The 25,752-nt window shown below is 65.5% G+C and carries 21 protein-coding genes; 8 read left to right on the top strand and 13 right to left on the bottom strand.

Translation table 11 applies throughout. From position 1 onward, the window contains the following. Positions 1-11: 11 nt before the first annotated feature. The gene (locus PSAL_RS13005; RefSeq protein ID WP_119841056.1) at positions 12-1,508 is read right to left on the bottom strand and encodes a phosphomannomutase/phosphoglucomutase; all 1,497 of its coding nucleotides are present in this window, start codon (positions 1,506-1,508) and stop codon (positions 12-14) included. A gap of 259 nt (positions 1,509-1,767) precedes the next feature. Here PSAL_RS13005 and glmM point away from each other — a divergent pair, with 259 nt between their 5' ends. Beyond that, on the top strand, positions 1,768-3,108 hold the full coding sequence (glmM, locus tag PSAL_RS13000) for a phosphoglucosamine mutase (protein WP_119841055.1): 1,341 nt from the start codon (positions 1,768-1,770) through the stop codon (positions 3,106-3,108). 18 nt (positions 3,109-3,126) lie between these two features. On the opposite strand, the gene PSAL_RS12995 is transcribed toward glmM, so the two are convergent. From PSAL_RS12995 to PSAL_RS12950, 10 genes are all read right to left on the bottom strand, one after another. Further along, the gene (locus PSAL_RS12995) at positions 3,127-4,101 is read right to left on the bottom strand and encodes a glycosyl transferase family protein (protein WP_119841054.1); all 975 of its coding nucleotides are present in this window, start codon (positions 4,099-4,101) and stop codon (positions 3,127-3,129) included. Then, positions 4,098-6,746 carry a nitrate reductase gene (locus tag PSAL_RS12990; protein ID WP_119841053.1) on the bottom strand — a complete coding sequence of 883 codons (2,649 nt, stop codon included), beginning with the start codon at positions 6,744-6,746 and terminating at the stop codon, positions 4,098-4,100. The genes PSAL_RS12995 and PSAL_RS12990 overlap by 4 nt, the downstream gene beginning before the upstream one ends. After that, the gene (gene nirD, locus PSAL_RS12985; protein WP_119841052.1) at positions 6,746-7,078 is read right to left on the bottom strand and encodes a nitrite reductase small subunit NirD; all 333 of its coding nucleotides are present in this window, start codon (positions 7,076-7,078) and stop codon (positions 6,746-6,748) included. The genes PSAL_RS12990 and nirD overlap by 1 nt, the downstream gene beginning before the upstream one ends. Continuing rightward, positions 7,075-9,507, bottom strand: a complete 2,433-nt coding sequence (gene nirB, locus PSAL_RS12980; protein ID WP_119841051.1) for a nitrite reductase large subunit NirB — start codon at positions 9,505-9,507, stop codon at positions 7,075-7,077. Before nirB ends, nirD begins: the two co-directional genes overlap by 4 nt. Before the next feature lie 15 nt (positions 9,508-9,522). Then, positions 9,523-10,467, bottom strand: a complete 945-nt coding sequence (locus PSAL_RS12975) for a GAF domain-containing protein (protein WP_231388517.1) — start codon at positions 10,465-10,467, stop codon at positions 9,523-9,525. Next, positions 10,464-12,161, bottom strand: coding sequence for an ABC transporter ATP-binding protein (locus PSAL_RS12970; protein ID WP_196222912.1), 1,698 nt, complete (start codon positions 12,159-12,161; stop codon positions 10,464-10,466). The genes PSAL_RS12975 and PSAL_RS12970 overlap by 4 nt, the downstream gene beginning before the upstream one ends. 5 nt (positions 12,162-12,166) lie before the next feature. After that, positions 12,167-13,249: an ABC transporter permease gene (locus PSAL_RS12965; RefSeq protein WP_119841200.1), complete on the bottom strand. Its 1,083-nt coding sequence runs from the start codon at positions 13,247-13,249 to the stop codon at positions 12,167-12,169. Positions 13,250-13,372: 123 nt separating this feature from the next. Next, complete coding sequence (locus PSAL_RS12960) at positions 13,373-14,740, bottom strand: CmpA/NrtA family ABC transporter substrate-binding protein (RefSeq protein WP_119841048.1); 1,368 nt, start codon at positions 14,738-14,740, stop codon at positions 13,373-13,375. 275 nt (positions 14,741-15,015) lie between these two features. Continuing rightward, positions 15,016-16,197, bottom strand: coding sequence for an ABC transporter substrate-binding protein (locus PSAL_RS12955; protein ID WP_119841047.1), 1,182 nt, complete (start codon positions 16,195-16,197; stop codon positions 15,016-15,018). Further along, on the bottom strand, positions 16,194-16,778 hold the full coding sequence (locus PSAL_RS12950; protein WP_119841199.1) for an ANTAR domain-containing response regulator: 585 nt from the start codon (positions 16,776-16,778) through the stop codon (positions 16,194-16,196). The genes PSAL_RS12955 and PSAL_RS12950 overlap by 4 nt, the downstream gene beginning before the upstream one ends. A gap of 299 nt (positions 16,779-17,077) precedes the next feature. Between PSAL_RS12950 and PSAL_RS12945 the strand changes: the two genes are divergently transcribed. Together PSAL_RS12945 and PSAL_RS12940 are read left to right on the top strand one after the other, a co-directional pair. Continuing rightward, positions 17,078-18,058: a pirin family protein gene (locus tag PSAL_RS12945; protein ID WP_119841046.1), complete on the top strand. Its 981-nt coding sequence runs from the start codon at positions 17,078-17,080 to the stop codon at positions 18,056-18,058. Between the two features lie 82 nt (positions 18,059-18,140). Continuing rightward, complete coding sequence (locus PSAL_RS12940) at positions 18,141-19,235, top strand: bifunctional transcriptional activator/DNA repair enzyme AdaA (protein WP_119841045.1); 1,095 nt, start codon at positions 18,141-18,143, stop codon at positions 19,233-19,235. Between the two features lie 7 nt (positions 19,236-19,242). Here PSAL_RS12940 and PSAL_RS12935 read toward each other — a convergent pair whose 3' ends face one another. Then, positions 19,243-20,076, bottom strand: a complete 834-nt coding sequence (locus PSAL_RS12935) for a M48 family metalloprotease (RefSeq protein WP_196222911.1) — start codon at positions 20,074-20,076, stop codon at positions 19,243-19,245. Between the two features lie 134 nt (positions 20,077-20,210). Beyond that, positions 20,211-21,164 (bottom strand): LysR family transcriptional regulator, encoded by a 954-nt coding sequence (locus PSAL_RS12930; protein ID WP_119841043.1) that lies wholly within the window; start codon positions 21,162-21,164, stop codon positions 20,211-20,213. A 189-nt stretch (positions 21,165-21,353) separates the two neighbouring features. On the opposite strand from PSAL_RS12930, the gene PSAL_RS12925 reads away from it, so the two are divergent. The 5 genes from PSAL_RS12925 to PSAL_RS12905 all read left to right on the top strand — a co-directional run bounded on the left by PSAL_RS12925 (position 21,354) and on the right by PSAL_RS12905 (position 25,737). After that, positions 21,354-21,722 (top strand): hydroxyisourate hydrolase, encoded by a 369-nt coding sequence (locus tag PSAL_RS12925; protein WP_119841042.1) that lies wholly within the window; start codon positions 21,354-21,356, stop codon positions 21,720-21,722. A gap of 2 nt (positions 21,723-21,724) precedes the next feature. After that, a complete protein-coding gene (locus tag PSAL_RS12920; RefSeq protein ID WP_119841041.1) occupies positions 21,725-22,195 on the top strand; it encodes a tripartite tricarboxylate transporter TctB family protein in 471 nt (156 codons plus the stop codon). A gap of 3 nt (positions 22,196-22,198) precedes the next feature. After that, positions 22,199-23,725, top strand: coding sequence for a tripartite tricarboxylate transporter permease (locus tag PSAL_RS12915; RefSeq protein WP_119841040.1), 1,527 nt, complete (start codon positions 22,199-22,201; stop codon positions 23,723-23,725). A gap of 20 nt (positions 23,726-23,745) precedes the next feature. Further along, positions 23,746-24,711, top strand: a complete 966-nt coding sequence (locus tag PSAL_RS12910) for a Bug family tripartite tricarboxylate transporter substrate binding protein (protein WP_196222910.1) — start codon at positions 23,746-23,748, stop codon at positions 24,709-24,711. 66 nt (positions 24,712-24,777) lie between these two features. Beyond that, entirely contained in the window at positions 24,778-25,737 is a 960-nt protein-coding gene (locus PSAL_RS12905) for an ABC transporter substrate-binding protein (RefSeq protein WP_119841038.1), read from the top strand. The last annotated feature ends 15 nt before the right edge of the window (positions 25,738-25,752 follow it).

The following is a 25,752-nucleotide window of genomic DNA, read 5'->3' as shown; positions in this document are numbered from 1 at the left end:
GCAGGGCCGCTTCAGAAGGTCTGGTCGTAGTCCCCGACACCGGGCTCGGTGCGGATCGTTTCATCCAGCGCCTTGAAGATCGCCCGCAGTTCCTCTTCGCTTTCCGAGCTTTCGCAGACCACCACCAGGTTCGGCGTGTTCGAAGAGGCCCGCACCAGCCCCCAGGAGCCGTTTTCCAGAATGACGCGTGCGCCGTTCACGGTGACGACTTCCTTGACGGGTTTGCCGGCAAAGCTGCCGCTGGCCTGGGTATCGGCGACCAGGCGGGCGACGATGCGATCCAGGATGCCGTACTTCTCTTCGTCGGAAGCATAGGGCGACATGGTCGGCGTCGAATAAGTCTTGGGCAGGGCCTTGCGCAGGTCCGACATCTGCATGTCCGGGTTGCGATCCATCAGCTTGCAGATCTCGACCGCAACGCGCATGCCGTCGTCGTAGCCCTTGCCGATCGGCTCGGCCAGGAAGTAGTGGCCGGATTTCTCGAAACCTGCCAGAGCGCCCAGTTCATGGACACGACGCTTCATGTGGCTGTGACCGGTTTTCCAGTAATCGGCCTTGGCGCCGCCTTCGATCAGCGCGGGATCGCTGGCGAACAGGCCGGTGGATTTCACATCCGCCACGAAGGTCGAACCGGGGTAGAGCTTGATCAGGTCACGGGCCATGATGACACCGACCTTGTCGGCAAAGATCTCTTCGCCTTCGTCATCCACAACGCCGCAACGGTCGCCGTCGCCGTCAAAGCCAAGCGCCAGATCCGCACCGGCTGCCTTCAGCGTGTCGGACATGTCATGGAGCATTTCCATGGCTTCGGGGTTCGGGTTGTAATGCGGGAAGGTGTAGTCGAGCGTGCTGTGGCTTTCGACCACCTCGATGCCGATGCGTCTCAGCACCTCGGGGCCATAGGCGCCCGCGGTGCCGTTGCCCGACGCGCAGACAACCTTCAGCTTGCGCGACATTTTGAAATCGCCAACCAGATCGTCCATGTACGCCTCGAAGACGCCCTCGACGAATTCGTAGCTGCCACCGGCGCGGGCCTCGCCCTTGCCTTCCAGAACGATCTCCTTCAGCTCGGACATCTCGTCCGGACCATGGGTCAGCGGCATGGCAAAGCCCATCTTCACCCCGGTCCAGCCGTTCGGGTTATGCGAGGCGGTGACCATGGCCACGCCGGGCACGCCCAGGTGGAAGCTGCTGAAATAGGCCATCGGGGTGATGCAGGGGCCGATGTCCTTGACCGTCACGCCGGCCTGGATCAGGCCCAGCACCAGGGCATTCTTGATTGCCAGCGAATAGTCGCGATAATCGTTGCCGACGGCCATCACGGGCTCGATCCCGCGCTTGTGCATCTGGGTCCCGATGCCGAGGCCAAGGGCGGTCATGCCCGGCAGGTTGATTTCATCGGGGTATTTCCAGCGCGCGTCATATTCGCGGAAACCCGTGGGTTTGATCATCGGGTCGCGGAGAAATTCCCAGGTATTCGGGGTGACGTCGGAAATGGGTTTTGTCATGCCAAGGCGTCCAGTCAAAATTGCTAAAACGAGTGTTCGTGCCGGGCAAGTGGTAGCGGCCTTGCGTGGCCGGATCAATTCGCCGCCCGGAGGGTCTGCACGAAATTGCCATCGGCTTGGCGCCACGGGAGGGTGCGCGCCGGACAAACGGGCAAAGTTTCAGCCCTGTCAGGCCGCGTTGGACAGCAGCCGGCACAGGCCCTATACGACCAGATACAGCGCCTTCTGCGCTGGTCGTCACAGGATCGGGGCTCAGCTTATGGCAGAGAAATTGTTCGGCACCGACGGGGTGCGCGGCCAGGCCAACAAATGGCCGATGACTGCCGATGTGGCGATGCGGCTGGCCGCTGCGGCAGGGCGCTATTTCCGCAGCGACAGCCAGGAACACCGGGTGGTCATCGGCAAGGATACCCGTCTGTCGGGCTACATGCTGGAAAACGCGCTGACCGCCGGCTTCACCTCGACCGGGATGAATGTCTTTCTGCTCGGCCCGGTGCCGACCCCGGCGATCGGCTACCTGACCCATAGCCTGCGGGCGGATGTCGGGGTGATGATCTCGGCCAGCCACAACCCGGCGGAAGACAATGGGATCAAGTTCTTCGGCCCCGATGGGTTCAAGCTGTCCGATGACGCCGAAGCGGAAATCGAACGCCTGCTGAACGAAGGTGTCCCGCCCGCGCAGCCGCAGAACATCGGCCGCGCGCGGCGCTATGACGATGCCAAGGGCCGCTATGTCGAATACGCCAAGGGCTCGGTCCCGCGCAGCACCCGGCTGGATGGGCTGCGCATCGTGCTGGATTGCGCCAATGGGGCCGCCTACCGCACCGCCCCCGCCGTGCTGTGGGAGTTGGGCGCCGAGGTCGTAACCATGGGCGTGGAGCCGAACGGCTACAACATCAACCAGGATTGCGGCTCGACCCATCCGGAAGCCGCTGCCGAGATGGTCCGCCAGGTCCGCGCCGATGTCGGGATCTGTCTGGACGGGGATGCCGACCGGCTGATCCTGATCGACGAAAACGGCCGCGTGGCGGATGGCGATCAGATCATGGGGCTGATCGCCGGGCGCTGGAAGGCCGAAGGGCGGCTGGCCAATGACACGCTTGTGGCAACGGTGATGTCCAACCTCGGGCTGGAACGCTATCTGAACGATATGGGCGTCGCGCTGGAGCGGACCTCGGTCGGGGATCGCTACGTTGTGGAACGGATGCTGGCGGGGGGGTTCAACCTTGGCGGTGAACAATCCGGCCATATCGTGATGACCGACCATGCCACCACCGGCGATGGCCTGTTGGCGGCGCTGCAGTTCCTGGCCGCGATGGTCGAGACGGGCGAGCCCGCCAGCCGCCTCAGCACGGTCTTCGAACCGGTTCCGCAAAAGCTTGTGAATGTCCGCTATGCAGAAGGGCGCACACCGCTGGAAAGCGACGCGGTTCAGGCCGCGATCGCGGATGGCGAAGGGCGGCTTGGCGGTGCGGGGCGGCTGCTGATCCGCAAATCCGGGACAGAGCCGCTGATTCGCGTCATGGGCGAGGCAGAAGATATGGACCTGCTGGACGGTGTCCTGCAACGCATCGTTGAGGCGGTCGAAGTCGCCGCCTGACCGGGCCTCTGACGCCTGTCAGTCGAGCGCCATCGAGGTATCGCGTTCCGTCCAGAGGCGGCGGGCGGTATCGCCCGGGGTCGCATCCCCAAGGGTCGCCAGCGCCAGTTCCGCCGTGCCGGTCACCACGGCTTCGGCAAAGGGATCCTGCCAGTCGCCCCGCCACAGTTGCGCCAGCAGGGTCTGATCCTCCCAGCCCTGATTAAGCTTGCCGTGTTCATCAAGGATCGCGGGCAGGGTGCCGGTGAAGGGCGCGCCCGCGCGCAGGCCGAACAGCGACACGCCCTTGGCCGGGTTGCGTTCGAATTCACCGCCGCCACCCTTGATCACGGTCAGGTTTTCCTGCCCCAGAAGCAGCCCCGCATCGGCCTGTAATTCCAGGTACGGCGGATGAAACACCCCCTGGACCGAGGCCGGGGCCCGCGCCGGGTTCAGCACCCGCAACACGGTGTTCACGCAGGACCGCAGGTTGAACTTTTCCCGCAGGCGCAGCAGATGCAGCAATCCCGGCTGGAAAGATTCCAGCGGCAGATAGGCGATGCGGTGCCGGTCCAGAAGCTCTCCGGCATGTTCGACAGAGGTCGCGGCGGTGATCCCCGCATGGGGCAGGCAGCCCCGGATCGAGGCGATCTCGTTCATATGGGCGGCCGAATTCCAGCCATGCAGCAGCACCGGATAGCCGCCTTGGGCGACCAGTCGCGCCGACAGCAGGAAGAAGGGCAACCCGCGCGTGCGCCCGGCGGCATAGGACGGCCAGTCGAGCGCGGGGGCCGGGATCTGGGGCAGGGTGGCACGGGCGGAGGCGGCGAAACCGGCGATTTCCTCGGGGATTTCGCCCTTCATCCGCATCAGCATCAACAGCGCCCCGATGGATTCCGGTGCGGCCTCGCCGGCCAGCATCAGGCGCATGGCGTCGAAGGCTTCGTCCTGGGTCAGAGACCGGGATCGCCCCGGCCCGCGCCCCAGGTGACGGACATAGGGCGCGATGGTCATTCGGCGGCTTCTCTGGTTGGGGTGCGGGTCAGCAATTGCGCCAGTTCCGGGCGGCAGGAGCCGCAGTTCGTCCCGGCCTGAAGGGCGGCGCCGATGGCCTCGACGCTGATCAGCGCCTGGGCCTCGATCGCGGACAGGATGGTGTTCACGCCGACGCCGAAACAGGAACAGATCGTCGGGCCGGGGTCCGGCTGATCGGCGCCAAGGCGCCCGGCCAGGGCCATGGGGGCCGCGGTTCCCGCAAGGCCCGACAGGTAGTCGCGCATCACCGCCACCGGGGTGGGGGCGACGAACAGGGCCGCCGTCAGCCGCCCGCCATCGTGGAAGGCCGCGCGAAAGGTGCCGCGTTTGGGGTCGCTGACAATCTGCATGCTACCGGGCTCCGTCTGGAACAGATCCAGAGCATAGGCCGTCCAGTCGGCGGGTAAAGTGCTTCCGGCGATTTCCGCGCGCCAGCCGGTCGCGGTGCGCGCCCGCGCCCAGTATTCCGTGGCGGGGGTAAAGCGGTCTGCCGCCACCGCAAAGGCATGGAAGGCCGCGTCATAGGGCGCGATGGCCGCGACCGAGGCCTTGCTTTCGGGCTGCCCCGACACCGGGTCGGTGACCGGGGCCACAAGGCTGTCGATCCGGGCCGAGGGCGCGGTTTCCCCGGTCCAGTGCATCGGGGCAAAGATGTCGCCCGGCCGTACCCGGTCGGTGATCAGCGCCCGCAGGATGCCGCGCCCGTGCGGCGAGGTGACCTGCACCAGACCGGCGGCGGAAATGCCCAGCCGGGCGGCGTCCTCGGGGTGGATTTCAAGGAAAGGTTCCGCCAGATGCGACGACAGCCGGGGCGATTTTCCGGTGCGGGTCATCGTGTGCCATTGGTCGCGAATACGCCCGGTGTTCAACCGGAAGGGGTAGCGCGGCTCGGTCCGGGCCACTGGCGTGCGCGGGGTCAGCGCCAGCATGTTGGCCTTGCCCGAGGCCGTGAAGAACCGGCCATCGCCAAAGAACCGCCCCCCCTGACGCGCGCCTGTCATCGGCCAGCGCACCGGGGTCATCTGGTCGTAGGCAGCATCGGACAGATCCTGCATCCCCGAGATGTCGAAATCGAGCCCGAAGCCCCCCGCGATTCCCGACAGGGCCGCATGTTCGCGAAAGATCTCCGCCGGACCGGTGAAATCGAAGGCCTGCGCCCAGCCCATGCGGCGGCCGAACTCGGCCAGTGCCCACCAATCGGGGCGGGCCTCGCCGGGTTCGGGCAGCACGGCGCGCTGGCGGCTGATGGTGCGATCGGAATTGGTGACGGTGCCGGATTTTTCGGCCCATGCAGTGGCGGGCAGCAGCAGATGCGCCAGCCGCGCGGTATCGGTCTGCGCGGTCACATCCGACACGGCGACGAATTCGCAGCCCGCCAGTGCGGCCTTGACCGCATCGGCGTCGGGCATCGATACGGCCGGGTTGGTGTGGATGATCCAGATCGCCTTGATCTCTCCGCGACCGACGGCCTGGAACATTTCGACCGCTTTCAGCCCGTGGTCCTGCGGCATCGCCTCGGCATCCCAGAACTGGCGCACGGCCTGGCGGTGATCGGGGTTGGTGATATCCATGTGGCAGGCAAGGGTATTGGCCAGCCCGCCGACCTCGCGTCCGCCCATGGCATTGGGCTGCCCGGTGACGCTGAAGGGCCCCATGCCGGGTTTCCCGATGCGGCCCGTGGCAAGGTGGCAGTTGATGATCGCATTGACCTTGTCGGACCCGGAACTGGACTGGTTCACCCCCTGGCTGAAGACGGTGACGACCTTTTCGGTGCTGATCCAGGCGTGGAAGAATTCGTGCAGCAGCGCCGGGTCGAGACCGGTCAGGCCGAGGTCGCTGGCCTGCGCCTGTGCCAGGGCCTCGTCGTAGCCATCGACATTGTCGAGGAAGGCGCCATCGCAGGTGCCGGTTTCGCCGATCGCGGCCAGCAACCCGTTGAACAGCGCGACATCCGATCCCGGCTTCAGCGGCAGGTGCATGTCCGCAAGGTCGCAGGTGGCGGTGCGGCGCGGGTCGATGACGATGATGCGCATCTTGGGCCGGGCCTGCTTGGCCGCGGCGATGCGTTGGTAAAGCACCGGGTGACACCAGGCCAGGTTGGAGCCGGTCAGGACCACCAGATCGGCCTCTTCCAGGTCCTCGTAGGTGCCGGGCACGGTATCGGTGCCGAAGGCGCGTTTGTGCCCCGCCACGGTGGATGCCATGCAAAGCCTTGAATTCGTGTCGATATTCGCGGACCCGATGAAGCCTTTCATCAGCTTGTTGGCCAGGTAGTAATCCTCGGTCAGCAATTGGCCCGAGACGTAAAAGGCCACGGAATCCGGCCCGTGTGCCGCGATGGCATCGCGAAACTTCGTCGCCAGGGTCTCCATCGCGGTGTCCCAGCCGACCTGTTCGCCGTTCAGCACCGGGTGCAGCAGGCGGTCGTCCAGATCCACGGTCTCGCCAAGGTTGGTGCCCTTGGAACAGAGCCGCCCGAAGTTCGCCGGGTGGTCCGGGTCGCCCCGGACCGCCAGCCCGCCCGTGCCGTCAGGGCGCAGAAGCACGCCGCAGCCCACGCCGCAATAGGCGCAGGTCGAGCGGATTTCATCCCCGGCGGGGTCGGGCAGACCGGTGCCGTCCATCAGGCCGCGCTCCGCTTGCCGACGCTTTCACCGTTCAGCATCAGGCGGCCGTCCTCGACCCGGATCGGGTAGGTTGCGATCTGTTCCTTTTCGATGCCCTGAGACAGGCCGGTTTCCAGATCGAAGACCATGTTGTGCAGCGGGCAGGTGATCTTGCGGTCATGCACGATCCCGTCCGACAGCGGCCCGCCCTTGTGTGGGCAGGTGTCCGAGACCGCATAGACCTGATCCGGGCCGGTGCGGAAGACCGCCACGCAGCCTGCCGGGGTCTTTACCACCCGCGCGCCACGCAAGGGGATGTCTTCGATATGTCCGATGTCGATCCAGTTCATTCCGCGGCCTCCTGGGTCAGGTCTGCAAGGGGCTGGTAGTAATCCGCGCGCTTTTCGGCGTGATCGGCCCAGGGGTCCTTGCGATAAACGGATTGCGAGATTTCGAAGCGTTCGTTCAGGGCCTTGCGCATCGCCGGATCGGCAAGCGTTTCCTTGACCCAGTCCAGCCCGACCCTGGCAACCCACTTATAGGGCCGGTCGAGGTACTTGCCGTGTTCGCGGTAAAGCTGGATGAAGGCGGTGGTCCATTCGATCGCCTCGTCTTCGGTCGGCACGGCGACCAGCGGTTCGGTTTCCTTCAGATCCATGCCCGCCGCGCCGCCGACGCCGACCTGATAGCCGCTGTCGACGCAGATGATGCCGACATCCTTGCAGGTCGCCTCGGCGCAGTTCCGCGGGCAACCCGACACGGCCAGCTTGACCTTGTGCGGCGTCCAGGACCCCCAGAGCTTTTTCTCAAGCTTGATGCCAAGGCCGGTACTGTCCTGCGTGCCGAAGCGGCAGTGATCCGTGCCGACGCAGGTCTTCACCGTGCGCAACCCCTTGGAATAGGCGTGGCCCGACACCATCCCGGCCTGGTTCAGATCGTACCAGATCGCGGTCAGGTCCTGCTTCTTCACGCCCAGAAGATCGATCCGCTGGCCGCCGGTGACCTTGACGGTGGGCACCTTGAACTTGTCGGCGGCATCGGCGATGGCGCGCAGCTCGTCCGGGGTGGTGATCCCGCCCCACATGCGCGGCATGACGGAAAAGGTCCCGTCCTTCTGGATGTTGGCGTGGTTGCGTTCGTTCACGAAGCGCGATTGCAGGTCGTCCTGGTACTCCAACGGCCAGTCGGCCAGCAGGTAGTAGTTCACCGCCGGGCGGCAGGTGTGACAGCCGTTGGGGGTTTTCCAGCCCAGCTCCTGCCAGACGGCGGGCTGGGATTTCAGCTCCTGCGCCTTGATCAGGCGGCGGACGTCTTCGTGGGTCAGGTCGGTGCAGCCGCAGACGGGCTGTGCGGTCGGCAGGACGAAGTCGTCGCCAAGCGTGACCGAAAGCACCTGTTCCACCAGCCCGGTGCAGGTCCCGCAGGACGCACTGGCCTTGGTGGTGGCGCGGATTGCGCCCAGATCGCCTGCGCCCGCCTCGATGGCCGCCACGATATCGCCCTTGCATACGCCGTTGCAGCCACAGATTTCCGCCTCAGGCGGTAAGGCTGCAACGGCCGCCATAGGGTCCGCCTGGGCACCCCCCTGGAAGGCCGGTCCGAAGATAAGGTTGTCGCGCATCTCCGACACGTCGGTGCCGTCCTTGATCAGCCCGAAGAACCAGTTGCCGTCCGCCGTGTCACCATACATGACGGCGCCGATCAGCTGGTCGTCCTCGATCACCAGGCGCTTGTAGACGCCGCGACCCGGATCCCGGAACACGATGTCCTCGCGCCCCTCGCCTTCGGCAAAATCACCGGCGCTGAACAGGTCGCAGCCGGTGACCTTCAGCTTGGTGGACAGTTCCTTCATCCTGAAGACATCGGCTTCGCCGAGCAGGGTCTTCGCCAGCACCTTGGCCTGATCGTATAGCGGCGCGACAAGGCCGAAGACATTGCCCATGTATTCGACGCATTCGCCAACCGCGAAGACATCCGGATCCGAGGTCTGCATCTGCGCGTCGACCTCGATGGCGCGGTTGACGGTCAGCCCGCAATCCTTGGCCAGTTGCACGGCGGGGCGGATGCCCACGGCCATGACGACGATATCGCAGGGCAACACGGTGCCATCGGCCAGATGTACGGCCTCGGCACGGTCGCCGCCGGTGATTTCCTGGGTCGAGGCCTGCAGGATCACGTTGATCCCGCGCTTTTCCAGATCCTTGCGCAGCAGGTAGCCGGCGGCTTCGTCCAGCTGGCGCTCCATCAGGTGGGTGGCGATGTGCAGCACCGTCACCTCCATCCCGCGCAGGCGCAGGCCCGCGGCGGCTTCCAGCCCCAGAAGGCCACCGCCGATGACCACGGCGCTGGCGCCGGGCCGGGCGCCGGCCTCGATCATGGCATTGGTATCTTCGAGATCGCGGTAGGCGACGACGCCTTTCTTGTCGTGCCCCGGCAGCGGGATGATGAAGGGCGACGACCCGGTGCCGAAGATCAGCTTGTCATAGGGCACTTCGCCCTTCTCGCCGATGACGACCTTGCGGGCGCGGTCGACCGAGATCACCTTTTCGCCGAAGCGGCAGGTGACGGCGTTCTGCCCGTACCAATCGTCATCATGGGTGACGATTTCGGCGTAGGTCTTTTCACCCGACAGGACCGGCGACAGCATGATGCGGTTGTAGTTGCCGCGCGGTTCGGCGTTGAAAAGGGTGATGTCGAAAGCTTCGGGCGCGTTGTCCCTCAGGTGCTCGAGGACACGGCCAGAGGCCATGCCGGCACCGATGACGACCAGTTTCTGCATGATTTCAGGCTCCTCTCAGCAATACCAGGCGACGATGTGCGCAAGCTCACCGTCCATGTGGATGGGCAGGGCGATCAGGGTGTCGTAGCCGGCGGTCAGGCCGGGCGTGCCCGCCTCGACAACCGGCAGGCCGGTGCCCAGCACGCGGCCGATGACCCCCTGCCAGGCGGTGACACGGCGCGGGTCTTCGGTTTCCCCGACCCAGAGCTTGCCTTCGCGGGCGCAGATCCCGTCGACCAGCACGGCAGCGGGTTCGCCCTTGCCGACGCGGGCCGAGCGGGCATCCCACAGCTCGAACCGGCGGGCGATGGGGGTGCCCAGGGCCGACAGCAGCGCCAGCACATAGGTTTCTCCGCCCGGCACCGGGATCGGCATGCCGATGCCCGTGGTCAGCCCGGCCTTGCCCGCGCTTTCGGCGCGGATAAAGCGGTAGCCGGAACCGAGATCGCGCATCAGGATCGGGGTTTTCGACGCCCAGACACCCCCTGGCAAGCCCTGACCGCGCGGGAATTGCGTGTGCTGGGACACCCATTCAAAATGCTTTGCGGCGCCGTAGTAGCCATCGTCCAGCACCAGCACGCCGTCGTCGTCCTTCCAGACCTCGATGGCGCCGGTGCGGACCTCGTCATCGGCGCAGAAGACCACCAGAACGGCCTTGAGCGTCTTGCCGGAGAACACCGGCACGGCGACGGCGGCGGTCAGACCGGCCTCTTTCGCGGCCTCGGTGCGCTTGAAATAAGAGCCGTCGAATGCCTTCAGCACCACCGGGCGGCCTTCGGCCCAGGCCTTGCCCGGCAGGCCTTCGCCCTTCGCAAAGCTTTCGCGCCGCGAGGCTTCGGCGAAGGTGTCGAGCGCGCCGTAGTGGCCTTCGCCCAGCACCAGCCGGTCGCCTTCCGGCACCCAGATTTCTGCGACCTCGATGAAGGTCCTTGCGGTCGTGTCGATTGCGGTGTCCATCATGCGGCCTCCTGGCTGTCCGGTTTGGCGGCGTCGGCCTTCTGGGCGGTCTTGCCCTTGGCGCCATGTTCATATTCCTCGAGGAAGCTCAGCACCTGCTCGCGGTAAAGATAGTAATCCGGGTGCTCCAGCAGCGCCTTGCGGGTGCGGGGGCGGGGCAGTTTCACGTCGGTAATCTTGCCGATGGTGGCCTGCGGGCCGTTGGTCATCATGACCACGCGGTCGGCCAGAAGGATGGCTTCGTCGACGTCATGGGTGACGCAGATCGCGGTGACCTTGGTGCGCGACCAGACCTCCATCAGGACTTCCTGCAACTCCCAGCGGGTCAGGCTGTCGAGCATCCCGAAGGGCTCGTCCAGCAGCAGCAGCTTGGGTGACAGGGCGAAGGCGCGGGCGATGCCGACGCGCTGTTTCATGCCGTTGGACATGGAATGCGCCGGGCGGTCCATCGCATCGCCAAGGCCGACGCGTTCAAGGTAATATTCGATCACGTCGCGGCGTTCGGCCATGCTGGCCTTGGGGTAGACACGTTCGACCCCGATGGCGACGTTTTCCTTGGCCGAGAGCCAGGGGAACAGGTTCGGCGACTGGAAGACCACGGCGCGTTCCGGGTCCGCGCCTTTCACGTCGTAACCATCCAGCTTGATGACCCCCTTCGAGATCGCGTTCAGCCCGGCGGTCATGGTCAGCACCGTGGACTTGCCGCAGCCCGAATGCCCGATCAGCGAAATGAATTCCCCGCGGTTGAGCTTGAGGTTGAAATCCTCGACCACGGTCAGCGGGCCCTTGGGCGTGGGATAGATCTTGTGCAGCCCTTCGAACGACAGGTAGCGCTGTTCCAGAAGGTTCTTCTGGGCGTCGACCACGGCAGTGGGGACCGAATGGTTGGGCTTGATGTCGGGCAGGTGGCGGGTTTCCTCGGCCTTGGCCTGGATGCCGACATCCATCAGGTAGTTGGTGACGCGGGCGCGCAGGGCCTTGAAACCGGCGTCGTGGTTCATCGCGGACCGGTCACGCGGGCGCGGGATGGAGACGGAGAATTCCTCGCCCAGGGTGCCATCGGGATTCAGCGCGATGATGCGGTCGGCAAGGATGATCGCTTCGTCCACGTCGTTGGTGATCAGCACGCAGGTCTTCTTGTCGGCGTCCCAGATATGTTCGATCTCGTCCGCCAGGTTGGCGCGGGTCAGCGCGTCGAGCGCCGAAAGCGGTTCGTCCAGCAGCAGCACCTCGGGCGACATGGCCAGGGCGCGGGCCACGTTGACCCGCTGGCGCATCCCCCCGGACAGTTCCGCCGGGCGGCGGCTGGCGGCATGGGGCAGGCCGACCATGTCGACGTAATGGGCGACGCGTTCGGCCTTTTCGGCCTTCGACATCTTCGGGAAGACGGAATCCAGCGCCAGTTGCACGTTCCCGGCGACCGTCAGCCAGGGCATCAGCGAATAGTTCTGGAAGATCACGCCGCGTTCCGGGCCGGGGCCGGTGATCGGCTGGCCCTTGAAGGTCACCGCCCCCCTGGTCGGGCTTTCCAGCCCCGCCATCAGGTTGATCAGCGTCGTCTTGCCGGTGCCCGAAAAGCCGAGCAGAACCAGGAATTCACCTTCCTTCACCTCGAGGTTGATGTTCTTCAGAACCTCGGCTTTCGAGATGCCTTCCCCGAAGCTTTTCGAGACGTTGGCGAATTTGAGAATGCTCATGCCGATCACCGATTGTTCGAGAAGGTGAAGAGGGACTGCAGCGCGAACATCACCCGATCCAGCAGGAAGCCGATGATCCCGATGGTGAAGACCGCGACCATGATCTTGGCGAGGCTGGAGGAGCTGCCATTCTGGAATTCATCCCAGACGAATTTCCCGAGGCCGGGGTTCTGCGCCAGCATTTCCGCCGCGATCAGGACCATCCATCCGACGCCCAGGCTAAGCCGCAGGCCGGTGAAGATCAGCGGCAGCGCCGAGGGCAGCACCAGCTGGGTGATTTTCTGCCATGTGCCCATTTTCAGCACCTTGGAGACCGAGATCAGGTCCTTGTCGATCGAGGCGACCCCGAGCGAGGTATTGATCAGCGTCGGCCAGAGCGAACAGAGCGTCACGGTGATGGCCGAGACGAGAAATGACTTGGAAAACATGCCGTCATTGGTGGTGTAGACGGCCGAGACGATCATCGTCACGATGGGCAGCCAGGCCAGCGGCGAAACCGGTTTGAAGATCTGGATGATCGGGTTGACGGCGGCATTGGCCGTGGCCGAAAGCCCAGCAGCGATGCCGACCGGAATGGCCACTGCCGAGGCGACGAGGAAACCGAAGAACACCGTCTTGATCGAGGTCCAGATCTGCGCGTAGTAGCTGGGCGCGCCGGTATAGGGGATCTGCTTGACCTTCTCGGGCTGGCCATTGTCGATGAATCGCTGGTTGCGGGCATCGACCCGGTCCTGAAAGTCGCGCTTTTCCGACGCGGTCTCGATCGCGGCCTGGTTCAGGGCGACCGCTTCGTCCCAGACCTGGGCCGGGCCGGGGATGGCGCCAAGCGATGTCTGGACCGTGGGGGCCAGCGTGGCCCAAAGGCCGATGAAGACGGCGATGGCCAGGATCGGGACGATCAGCAGGCGCCAGATCTCCTTGACCTGGGCCTTGGGATTGTCCCCGGCGCCGGCGCGCAGGATCGGTGTGATCCAGGCGAGGCCCAGCACCTGGAACCACTTGTCGGCGGTGGTGATGCGGCTGAACAGCCGCGCACGACGGGCTTCGCGGGCCTCTGCGCGTGCAAATTCGGGATCGACGGTTGTCATGGTCATGTCCTTGATCTGACGGGCAGAACCCGTTGCAAAATCTCATGTGTCGGACGTGGTGCGTGCAGGACGCACACCCTGCGAAGCGGATCCGCAGGATGCGTGCCTGCACGCACCGCAAGCTCAGCCCTGGATCTCGTTGCCGACGACGATCTGGTCGCCCTTCAGCCCGATCGGCAGGCTTTCCAGGTAGGCGTTCGGGGCGCGGCCGTCGTAGCCGATGCCGTCGATGATATCGCCCGCCGGGGTCGGTTCCTTGTAGCCATCGCTGTCCCAGGCGAAATCGGCCTCGTCGACCAGACCTTCGTCGACCAGCATCCGCGCGGCTTCGAGGTAGATCGCGGGCTTGTAGACGGATTTCGCGACCTCGTCGTACCAGCTGTCGGGCTTGGCTTCGGCAATCTGGCCCCAGCGGCGCATCTGGGTCAGGTACCAGACCGCGTCGGAATAGAACGGCTGGGTGGCGTAGTAGCGGAAGAAGACGTTGAAATCGGGAACGTCGCGGGTGTCGCCCTTCTCATATTCGAAGGTGCCGGTCATCGAGTTGGCGATGACTTCGCGGTCCGCGCCCACATATTCCGGGCGCGACAGGATATCGACTGCCTCTTCGCGGTTGGCATTGTCGTTCTCGTCCAGCCATTGCGCGGCGCGGATCAGCGCCTTGACCACGGCGAGGGTGGTATTGGGGTTTTCCTCGGCGAAGGAGGCCGAGATGCCGAAGACCTTTTCGGGGTTGTTCTTCCACAGCTCGTAATCGGTGATCACCGGCACGCCGATGCCCTTGAAGACCGCCTGCTGGTTCCACGGCTCGCCGACGCTATAGCCCGAGATCGTGCCCGCCTCGAGGGTCGCGGGCATCTGCGGCGGCGGGGTCACGGAGAGGAATGCCTCGGCCGCGATCTGGCCGGTGACGTTTTCGGGGGAATAATAGCCCGGCTCGATCCCGCCGGCGGCCAGCCAGTAGCGCAGTTCGTAGTTGTGGGTCGAAACCGGAAAGACCATGCCCATGTTGAAGGGTTTGCCGCGACCGTTGAAGTCCTCGATCACCGGTTTCAGCGCCGAGGCGGAAATCGGGTGCTCTACCAGGCCGTCGTCACCGACCGGCAGGGTCGGTTTCATCATCTCCCAGACCTCGTTGCTGACGGTGATGCCGTTGCCGTTCAGGTCCATCGAGAAGGGGGTGATGATATGCGCCTCGGTGCCGTAACCGATGGTGGCGGCCAGCGGTTGCCCGGCCAGCATATGCGCGCCGTCCAGCGTTCCGGAGATCACGCCATCCAGCAGGACCTTCCAGTTGGCCTGGGCTTCCAGCGTCACGAACAGGCCTTCGTCGTCGAAGAACCCCTGCTCATAGGCGACGGCCAGCGGCGCCATGTCGGTCAGCTTGATGAACCCGAAGGTCAGCACGTCCTTTTCCAGGTCAAGCATTTCGGCAGAGGCCGGTGCGACGATGGCGGTCGTGATGGCGAAAGAAGCGAGTAGTCGTTTCATGATTTACCCCGTAGTTGCGCCCGGGGATTTCGTGTCCTACCGGGCCAAACGTGAAAAGCCGCTCTGACTGACCCCGTTCAAGATGAACGGAGAGTCGAGCGGCTTTGCTCAGTCGAACCCAATCGGTGGGAGAATTCTTCAGGTGGGCGCCATTGCCTGCCTTGACCAGACTAAAAGCCGGATTCGCGCATTCGTTGCAAATGTTCTGTCAGGCCTGGCGGGGAAAAAGCCGAAAATTGGGGAGATGAGCCCCCAAATCGCCCCCAAAATGGGCTTCAGGGAGTGTACGGCTCAAAAATACGGCCATCAAAGAACTGATCGGGCAGCAGTGACAGCCGCCCCGCTTCGGAGGCGATGGAGGTTTCGGTCTGCACTCCGCCTTCTACCTTCAACGAGGCACCGGGCATGTCGGCTTCGGTTCCGGCCAGCGCAGTGCGGTAAAGATCGCTGCGGAATGCCGTCCGTCCGGCGCGAATGGCCCGGTCGCGATCCAGCCCGGTGCGGGCGGCCAGTTGCAGGGCGATCCATTCGGCCTGACTGCGCCAGGGGAAATTCGCGGTGCCCCTGTGAAAGCCGATGAAGCCGGGCACGTCACGCATTTCGCCACGGGACGAAATCGTCAGCCGCCCCGTCAGCGCGCGGTCCAGCACTTCGGCGGGCAGGTTCAGGTAATCGGGCGCCGACAGGATCTCGGCGGCGAGGCTGCGCGAGGCGGGCTGCGCCAGCCAGCGTCCGGCCCGCCAGAGCGCGCGGATCAGGCGGCCCAGCAGGGCGTCTTCGTTTTCGGCCCAGTCGGTGCGCACGGCCAGCACCTTTTCCGGCGCGAATTGCCAGATCGCCTTGCCCGGCAGCAGCAAGGCTCCGGCGCCGTTTTCCACGGTGATCGACCCCCAGGGTTCGCCGACGCAGAAGGCATCGATTTCCCCCGCCGCGATGGCCTGGGCCATCAGGGGCGGGGGGACTGTATGGATCGACACGCTTTGTGGAGCGGGCAGGCCAAGGGCGGACAGCCAGTAATACAGCAGTTCCGCATGCATCGAAAATGGGAACGGCACGCCGATACGCAGCGGGCGGGCCGGGTCCTTGGCCGCGATCAGCGCGGCGCCGGCGGCGCGGGCATCGTTGAAGGCGAAATCATGGCCGACACCGGCCAGCCGCGCGGCCATCTCGTTACTGACCCCGATGACGGTGCCATTGACCGACAGGACCGCCACGGCGGAGATCGGCGCGCCGGTGCCACCCAGACCCATGGCCGAGGCAACCGGAACCGGCGACAGCATATGCGCCGCCTCGATCCGGCCAAAGACCAGCATGTCGCGCAGGCTGGACCAGGAGGGCGCGCGGATCAGGTCAAGCTCGATCCCTTCCTCGGCGGCAAATCCCATTTCCTGGGCGGCGATCAGCGGCGCGGCATCGGTCAGGGCAATGAAGCCCACGGACAGGGTTGCGGCCTTCATCCCAGCAGCCCTGCCGCGGTGACGAGGGCCTGGGCCACATCGGCCATGCGCCGGTTCTGGTCCATCGCCGCCTTGCGCAGCATCGCATAGGCCTGGTCTTCATCGATGCCACGGGCCTTCATCAACAGACCCTTGGCGCGGTCGATGACCTTGCGTTCCTCCAGCGCCTTCTTGGTGGCGGCCAATTCGGTGCGCATCCGCTGGAACATGTTGAACCGGGCGACGGCGGCATCGAGGATGGGTTTCACCCGCTCGGCCTTCAGCCCGGCGACGACATAGGCGGACACACCGGCTTCGATCGCCGCGCGGGTCATGCCGTCGTCCGACTGGTCCACGAACATCGCCACGGGGCGGTCCAGCGGGCCGGTCGCCAGGGTCAGTTCCTCCAGCATGTCGCGGGTCGGGTCGGCGATGTCGATCAGCACCATGTCGGGGTTATGGGACTGGATCGATCGGGCAATGCCCGTGGGTTCCGAAATGACGTGAATATCGTATTCCCCGGCCTCGCGCAGGCTGTCGACGATCAGCAGCGCGCGGTCCCGGTCGGGTTCGACAACGATAATGGAAAGCTTGTCCGTCATGGCCTGACGTGAGCCGGAAGCCGGGCGCTTGTAAACGTTCATGCGCTTGCCGGTGCCGAAAATCCCGGCGGTCGCACAATAAACCGGCGCGCGCCCTGCCGGGCCGGCGTGCCATCCTTGCGGGCGGCGTGGTTGGGGGCGTGCTCGACATGCGTCGGTATCATTCAGTCAAGCGGGATGAACCGGCCGCCGTGGGTCTGGCTGTCGGGCCATCCCTTGCCTCACAGCCCTTGTGCGCAAATGCCGGAGGTCAGGCGGAACCGGTCAGCCTACATTTCCCCGAGCCGAGGAGGCGAATCATGAGCTGGAATCCCCTGGTCGATCTGACAGATCCCGATGCCATTGCCCGCGACGCCATTGAAACGGTGATCGTGCCGCGCAGTCGCGATATCGGCGGATTCGAGGTGCGCCGCGCCCTGCCGTCACCGCGTCGCCAGATGGTCGGCCCCTTCATCTTCTTTGATCAGATGGGCCCGGCGGACCTGGTCACCGGAGACCGCCTCGACGTGCGTCCGCATCCCCATATCGGCCTCGGCACGGTGACCTATCTGTATGACGGCGCGGTGCAGCACCGCGATTCGGTCGGCAGCGATCAGGTGATCCGTCCGGGAGAGGTCAACTGGATGGTCGCCGGGCGTGGGGTCAGCCATTCCGAACGCAGCCCCGAAGGCGGCGGGGCCGGGCGGCTATACGGTATCCAGACCTGGGTCGCCCTGCCCGAGGACGAAGAGGAAACGGCGCCCTTCTTTCAGCATTTCGCCCAGCCCGCCCTGCCGCTGCTGGAGGCAGAGGGAATCACTGCCCGCCTCATCCTTGGCACCGCCTTTGGGGAAACCGCCCCCGCCCGGCTGTTCTCGGAAGCCTTTTACCTGGATGTGACCCTTGTCCCCGGTGCCGCGCTGCCGCTGCCGGACGATCACGAGGACCGCGCGGTCCATGTCTCTTGCGGAGAGGTTACGGTCGCCGGGCAAAGTTACCCTGCCGGGCAGGTGCTGGTCTTCCGCCCCGGTGACCGGATCAGCCTTCGGGCCGGGCCGCAGGGGGCCCGGTTGCTGGCACTTGGCGGGGCGACGCTGAACGGGCCGCGTTATATCTGGTGGAATTTCGTGGCCTCGACACCCGAACGGATCGCGGCGGCCAAGATCGCCTGGAAGACGGCGGACTGGGGGCGGGGGCAGTTCGACCTGCCGCCCGATGACAGGGGTGAGTTCATCCCGCTGCCCGAAGACCGGGGCGGGCGGATGACCCCGATGCGGGCCGGGCCAAGGGGGCGGCGCTGAACCGGGGCAAACGGGCGTAGCTTTCCGACATCCATGCCTGATTTTCGGCGGCGGCAGGTGCGGGATCGGGTAAACCGGTCCCATGATGTTCGATCTGCCTCCCCCCGACATTCTTTACGCCGCGCTGCTGGCCCGTGATCCCGGTTGGGACGGTCGGGCCTATGTTTGCGTGCGGACCACCGGTATCTTCTGTCGCCTGACCTGCCCGGCGCGCAAGCCGCTGGCAAAGAACTGCGCGTTCCACGCCACCGCCGGACACTGTATCGAGGCCGGTTATCGGCCTTGCAAGCGATGCCATCCGCTGGCCCCAGAAGCCGGGGCAGATCCTGCAATTGCCAACCTGCTGACGGCGCTTGATGCTGATCCCGGCTACCGGTGGACCGAAGGTGATCTGGTGGCGCGGGGGCATGATCTTTCGACTCTGCGGCGGGTCTTCAAACGGCACTACGGCATGACGTTCCTTGAAATGGCGCGCCAGCGGCGGCTGCGCGAAGGCTTCACCACACTTGGCGATGGCGGCAAGGTGATCGAGGCGCAGTTGGACGCGGGATTTGCGTCTTCCAGCGCCTTTCGGGCGGCTTTCGCCCGGCTGATGGGGTGCGCGCCGGGCCGCCTGCCGCGCGATGCGCTGCTGCGGGCGGAATGGATCACGACGCCGCTGGGGGACATGATCGCCATCAGCAGCGCCAGCCACTTGCACTTGCTGGAATTTGCCGACCGCAAGGCGCTGAAGACCGAGGTCCAGAGGCTGAGCCGTCATGCCAAGGGGTCCCTCGGCATCGGCAGCCACCCGCCCGGCGCCCAGATCCGCGCCGAACTGCAGCGGTACTTTGCCGGGCAGGGGGCGGGGTTCGAAACGCCGCTGGCCCTGCATGGCAGCGCCTTTGCCCGGCTGGTCTGGCAGGCACTGGCCGCGATCCCGCCGGGTGAAACCCGCAGCTATTCCGGCCTTGCCGCGCAAATCGGCCGCCCGGATGCCGTGCGGGCCGTGGCGCGGGCCAACGGCGCCAACCAGATTGCCCTGGTCATTCCCTGCCACCGGGTGATCGGCGCCGACGGGGCGCTGACCGGTTATGGTGGCGGGCTGTGGCGCAAACAGCGGCTGCTGGAGATCGAACAGGCCTATCAGCGTGCGGGTCCTCATCCTTTGACCGTGCCGGGGGTGGCCCCAGCCTGAGCGAGGCCTATCGCGCCAGGATCAATTCGCCGCTGTTGGCTGAAAGCTGATCGACGGTTTCCAGAACCGTAGCAAGACGCTTGCGATCCGGCGGGTGACTGCCCCAGAAGCTGAGGCCGCCGCTGGTCTGCTGCGGCTTCGGCCGGGCGAAGAAACGTGCGCCTGTGACCGGGTTATATCCGGCCTGTTCGGTGATGTAGGTCGCGACCACGTCGCTTTCCAGCTCGTAGGTTTGCGAATAGGCCATCGACCCGACGGCTGTGCCGGCATAGGCGCCCAGCACCGCGTCATTCGCATCGCCGCCAAGGGTCGCCACAAGGATACCACCGACCAGGGCACCGGTGATGGCCTGGGATTGCAGCTTGTCCGTATGGGCGCCGATATGGTGGCCCATCTCGTGACCCAGGATGAAGGCCAGTTCGTCGTCGTTGCGCACCTCGGCCAGCATCGGGCGCGAGAAGGCGACGATCGGGCGGCCGGAGCTGTCGTAGGTCTGGTAGGCGTTGGGCTGGGACATGTCCTGATCAATGATGACCCGGATGTCGCAGGTCCGCCCGCTGCCGGCGGTTTCGCGGCGGCAGACGGACTCGGCCACGGGCTCGACCCTGGCGACGACACGGGTAAAGCGCGCCATATCCGCAGCATCGGGTTGCTGCGAAGTGCTGCTGGTCGACCCGGTGCGCTGTTCCTCGGCAAAGATCGCATTGGCAACTTCGGTGCTCTGGCTCGAGACGCGGGGCACCGCATAGGTCGTACCGCAGGCCGCCACCAGCAGGGCAAGTCCCCCGGCGATGAACCGGGTGCAAGGACCGAAACGGCGGGTGGAAGAGGCGTCTGACATGGGTCTTTCCGGCTTTCTGGTTGGGTCGCAATCAAAAGGGGCGGGGACGATCAAAGGCGAAACCGGCGGGCGCTGTCCAGTGCTTGCACCAGCCCACGCGCGAATTTCCGCCGCAGGCCGCAACCGGGCGTTCATCAATCCGGGGATGAATCGGCCGCGCCGCGTACCTGGCGGATACCGTCCAGGCGGGCCGCGGCGCTGGCCGCAAGATGTTCGGTCACCACCCGCGTGGCGCGCAACAGGGTGCGCCGGGTGTCGATGGCGATCGCGATCGTCTGGGGGCGCAGCCCACGTCCGCGCAGCGGCACAAAGACCAGATCTCCGGCCTCGACTTCGGCCAGCACATCCAGTTCCGAGGTGATCAGGATCATGTCGGACTGCGCGATGCTGCGCTTCAGCAATTGCAGGGAATTGGTGGTCAGAACCGGGGCGTTGTCCTTGAAGAACCAGGAATACTGATGCTCCAGCCGCTGCCGAACCGGCAGGCTTTCGTTCTGCGAAACGCTGGGATAGCCATCCAATGCGGCGAAATCGAGCTCTGCCTCGCGGGCAAGAGGATGGGTCGGGGACATGGCGCAGCCCAAGGGCAGCGGCGCGCTCCACAGGCGGTGCTGGTAGCGGTGCTGGGGCAGGTTGAAGGCGATTGTGACGTCGGTTGTGCCCTGTTCCAGCGCCTCGGAGGCCTCGGCTGGTGTCATGATCTCGGCCGCGAGATGGATGCGCGGATGGGTCTGGTGGACCCAGGTGACAAGGTCCGGCAGCAGGCTGTTCGCCAGACTGTCCATGGCGGCGACCCGCACCACACCATGTTCCTGGCCCCGCATTTCGGTCAGGTGGGTGTCCATCCGGTCCGCATCCGCCTGCCAGCGACGGGCCAGCACCACAAGGGCCTCTCCGGCAGGGGTCAGGCGCATCCCGCGCGGCTGGCGTTCGAAAAGGGGCGATTGCCCGGCCTCTTCCAGCGCATGGATCTGCCGGTCGATGGCCGAGGCAGCGATGCCGATGGCCCGCGAAGCGGCCTGGACCGATCCGTGTTCCGCAACGGCAAGGACATAGCGCAGGGCGCGGGGCAGCAGGTGAAGCGACATTTCTAATCGTTCTCGTTTTGAGAATGCAACATTACCTATTCTGACATAGATGGCAACACAGTCTTGCTGTTACCCTTTCTGTGACCCGACCGGAAAGGACCGCGCAATGGCTTCCCTCCCTGATCTTCGAATTCCGGCGCCGGTGCATCTGCCGGTCGCCGCGACCACCCCGGACCGGCGGGCGCACCCATGAGCGCGGGTGGCATTTCGATCCATGCCGTCAACGTCGCGACCGGGCGCCCGGCCGAAGGGCTGCGGGTCCGTCTGTCGCGTGAAACGGCAGCGGACCGGGTGCTGATCGCCGAGGGGCATTGCGGCAAGAGCGGCCTGTTCGAGGACCCGAGCGTCGAGGGCGCGGGGATCATCGCCGGGCGCTACGTGGCAGAGTTCTTCATCGGGGATTTCATTGCCACGAGTTCGAACGCAACAACTGAAGCTGCAGTAGGATTTCTGGATGTCGCGGTCTTTCCCTTCATCCTGTCGGATCCGGCGCAGCATTACCACCTGCCGCTGAAGTTCACCGCCTGGGGATATTCCCTGTTCCGAGGGGGGCTGTGAGCATGACCACAGGGGAACGAGACCAGAATGAGCGCCCCAGGGCCTGGTGGGGGGCGGCCGGCGGCGCGGCGCTGATCGGCCTCAGCGTCTATTTCATGTGGGGCGGGCTTGCCCTGGGCCTTGGGTCTGTGTTCCGGCCCGGCACCGGAGCCTTTCCGTTCTTCACCGGGCTGCTGCTGATCGTGCTCGGCGTCGGGATCGTCTTGCAGGATCTGGGTCGCGATGGCCTGGCCGAGCGGCCCGATTGGGTGTCCTTCGCCGCGATCTCGGCGGCGCTGGCGGTCTTTGCGCTGCTGGCCGACCGGGCCGGGCTGATGCCTGCGGTCTTTGTTGCCACGATCACGGCGTCGATCCCGGACCGGTCCCTGTCGCTGCCCGGCAAGGCGTTGCTGGGGGCGATCCTGGCAGTGGCTGCCTGGGGTCTTTTCATCGCGGCCCTCGGGCTGCCCTTCCACGCCGTCAGGGGGCTTTGAGCCATGGAAATCCTGTCCAGTTTCGCCGCCGGTCTCGGCGTGGTCATGCAGCCCGAGAACCTGCTGTACTGTTTCATCGGTGTCTTCCTCGGCACCTTCATCGGGGTGCTGCCGGGCATCGGGTCGATGGCCGCCATCGCGATGATCCTGCCGCTGTCCTTCTACCTTGAACCATCGGCTGCGATCATCATGATCGCGGGGGTCTATTACGGGGCCGAATACGGCGGCTCGATTGCCTCGATCCTGATGAACATCCCCGGCACGCCATCCTCTTCGATCACCTGTATCGACGGCTATCCCATGGCCCGCAACGGCCGGGCCGGCATCGCGCTGTTCGTGTCGGCCATCGCCTCCTTCGGAGGGGGGATCATCGGCATGGTGGTCATGGCCGTCCTGGCCCCGATGCTGGCCACCCTGGCGCTGCGCTTTGGCCCGGCCGAGTATTTCTCGGTCATCCTGCTGGGGCTGATCGCGGCCTCGGCGGTGTCCAACGGCGGCGCGCTGAAGGGGATCGCCATGGTGATCGCAGGGCTGATGCTGGCCACCGTGGGCATCGACCTGACCACCGGCGACCTGCGCTTTACCATGGGCATTCCCGAACTGCGCGACGGGGTGAACCTGGTAATCGTCGCCATGGGGCTTTTCGGGGTCGGAGAACTGATTGCCTCGATCAAGGCCAACAGCCGGGGCGAAGGCCGTCAGAACATCGACTGGAAGCAATTCTACCCCACCCGCGCCGAATGGAAGGCCCTGGTGGGACCGATCTGGCGCGGCGGAGCGATCGGTTCGTTCTTCGGGGCGCTGCCGGGGACCGGGCAGACCGTTGCCTCGGCCGTTGGCTATGCGGTCGAAAAGAAGGTGTCGCGCAACCGGGCCATGTTCGGCAAGGGCGCGGTCGAAGGGGTGGCGGTGCCGGAATCCGCCAACAACTCGGCCACCCAGACCGCGTTCATCCCGACGCTGACGCTGGGGGTGCCGGGATCGGCCTCCATGGCGATGGTGATCGGGGCGCTGATGATCCACGGCATCACGCCGGGTCCGCGCCTGCTGGTCGAACATGCGGATCTGTTCTGGGGACTGGTGGCCAGTTTCCTGGTCGGCAACGTCATGCTGCTGGTCCTGAACATCCCGCTGATCGGGCTTTGGGTGCGGCTGCTGAACATCCCCTACAAGTACATGTACCCGACGATCATCATCCTGATCTGCATCGGCGTCTATTCCCTGAACAACAATGTCTTCGACATCTGGCTGACGCTGGCCTTCGGCATCGCGGGCTACCTGATGCGGCTGTTCCGCTTCGAACCCGCCCCGCTGCTGATCGGCTTCGTGCTTGGCCCGATGATGGAAGAACAACTGCGCCGCGCCCTGCTTCTGTCCCGCGGGGACCCGATGGTCTTCGTCACCCGTCCGATCAGCGCCACGCTGCTGGCGGTCACCGCCGGCATCCTGGCCTATGGCCTCTGGTCGACGTTCCATACCCGCCGCCGCCGTCGGCTTGCCGAACTTTCCAACGCCTCGATGTCCGAATGAACCGAAAGGAACCCTGTCCCGTGAAACATGCCTTCTTTGCCCTTGCCACCAGCGCCGTCGCCCTGAGCGCAGGCCTTGCCAATGCCGAACCCGGCGCCTGGTCCGACGCGCCGGTGCGGATCGTCGTCACCTTCCCGCCGGGCGGGACCTCGGATCTGGTGGCGCGGCTGCTTGCCAAGCATCTGGATGCCGATTTCGGTCAGAAGGCCGTGGTCGACAACCGCCCCGGTGCCGCCGGGACCGTGGCGGCGGATTATGTTGCCCAGCAGGACCCGGATGGGACCACCCTGCTGATCGCGAACAATGCCCCCTTCACCATCGCGCCGACGCAGTTTGAAACCCTGCCCTATGATCCGATGGGCGATTTCACCCATGTTGCCTATATCGGGGCCTCGTCTCCGGGCCTCTTCGTGAAGCCCGACAGCGGCATCACGGATGTCGACGGCTTCATCGCCGCCTCGACCGAGATTCCGGTGACCTACGGTTCCTCCGGTGTCGGGTCGATCAGCCATATCCTTGGCGAAGCGGTCGATGCCAGCCTCGGGATCGAGACGATCCACGTGCCCTATCAGGGCAGCGCCCCGGCCATTCAGGATTTCCGCGCCGGAGTTCTGGACACCTTCTACGACATGGTCGCCCAGAATTCCGAGATGATCGAGGACGGTGAAGCGGTCGCCATCGCCATCGCATCGCCCGAGCGGTTCCCCGGCATGCCGGATGTGCCCACGTTTCGCGAGCAGGGCCATGACATCGTGATCGAAAACTGGGTCGGGCTGACCGGCCCGGCAGGCCTCGACCCGGCGCTGACGGAACAGATCCGCGAAACCGTGACCGCCGTGCTTGCCCTGCCAGAGGTCACTGCAGCCCTTGGGGATTTCGGCATCAGCGGCACCGACATGAGCAGCGCCGAATATACCGACTTCGTCGAAGGCTCCATCGCCACCTGGGCACCGCTGATCGAAGCCGCGGGCCTGAAGGGCAAGTGACGCCCGACGGGCAGGCGCTGCGCGTCTGCCCGCATCTTTCCGCCGCACCATGTCCAGGGGACTTCCATGCAGATCGACTTTATCCTCAATACCTTCATCTCCGGCCCGCAAGCCTGGTTCTTTCTGGCCGATGACCGGGGCTATTTCGCCGACGAGGGACTGACGATCACCTTTCATGAAGGCGATACCCTGGCCAACGCCGTGCCCAGGCTGGCGCGGGACGCATTCGATGCCGGCTACGGGGACATGAATGCGCTGATCGAGACCGCTGGCGCCCCCGGTGCGCCTGTGGCGGTCTATGCGGTGCACAACCGGCCTCCCTACACGATTGCCGTGGCGCGGGACGGGGCCATGAAGGGTCCGACGGATCTGACCGGACGGCGTCTTGTCACCCACCCCAATGATGCGGCCTGGCGTCTGTTCCCGGAATTCTGTCGCGCCACCGGACTGGAGGCCGACAGCGTCACGATCGAGGTCTCCGAGCTGCCGCACAGGGATCTGGTGCCGCGCCTGCTGGCCGGGGAGTGGGACGGGATGTTCGGCTTCGTCAATACGATCGCCGCCCAAAGCATCGAAGCCGGGCTGGATCCGGCAGCGGTGCTGCGCCATTTCGAATGGCTGGACCATGTGCCGCCGCTTTATGGCGGCGCCCTGATGGTGTCGGATCGGTTCCGCCGGGATCATCCCGACGCGGTGGCGGGGCTGGTCCGCGCGGTCAATCGCGGCGTGCGGGATGTGTTGTCGGATCCGCAGGCCGGGGTCGAGGCCGTCGTCCGCCGCAATCCGCAGATCGACCGCGCCGCCAACGAAGCCCGTCTGTTGGGCACCATCGCCCTTGAAATGGGTCATGCAGAGACCGACCGCCTTGGCCTCGGCGATGTGGATGACGACCGGATCTCTGCGGCCATCGCGCTGATCACCGCGTGCAAATCCCTGCCGGCGGCCCCGGTCGGGCGGATCTTTGATCGCGGGTTCCTGCCGCCGCTGGATCAGCGTCTGAAACCGGCGCCCGTACCCGCCGGTTGAGGGGCCGGGCGCGCG

The sequence above is a fragment of the Pseudooceanicola algae genome (assembly GCF_003590145.2).
GTDB lineage: Bacteria > Pseudomonadota > Alphaproteobacteria > Rhodobacterales > Rhodobacteraceae > Pseudooceanicola > Pseudooceanicola algae.
Note: the sequence above shows the minus strand (reverse complement) of the source record. Positions and strands in the feature narration are given on the sequence as shown.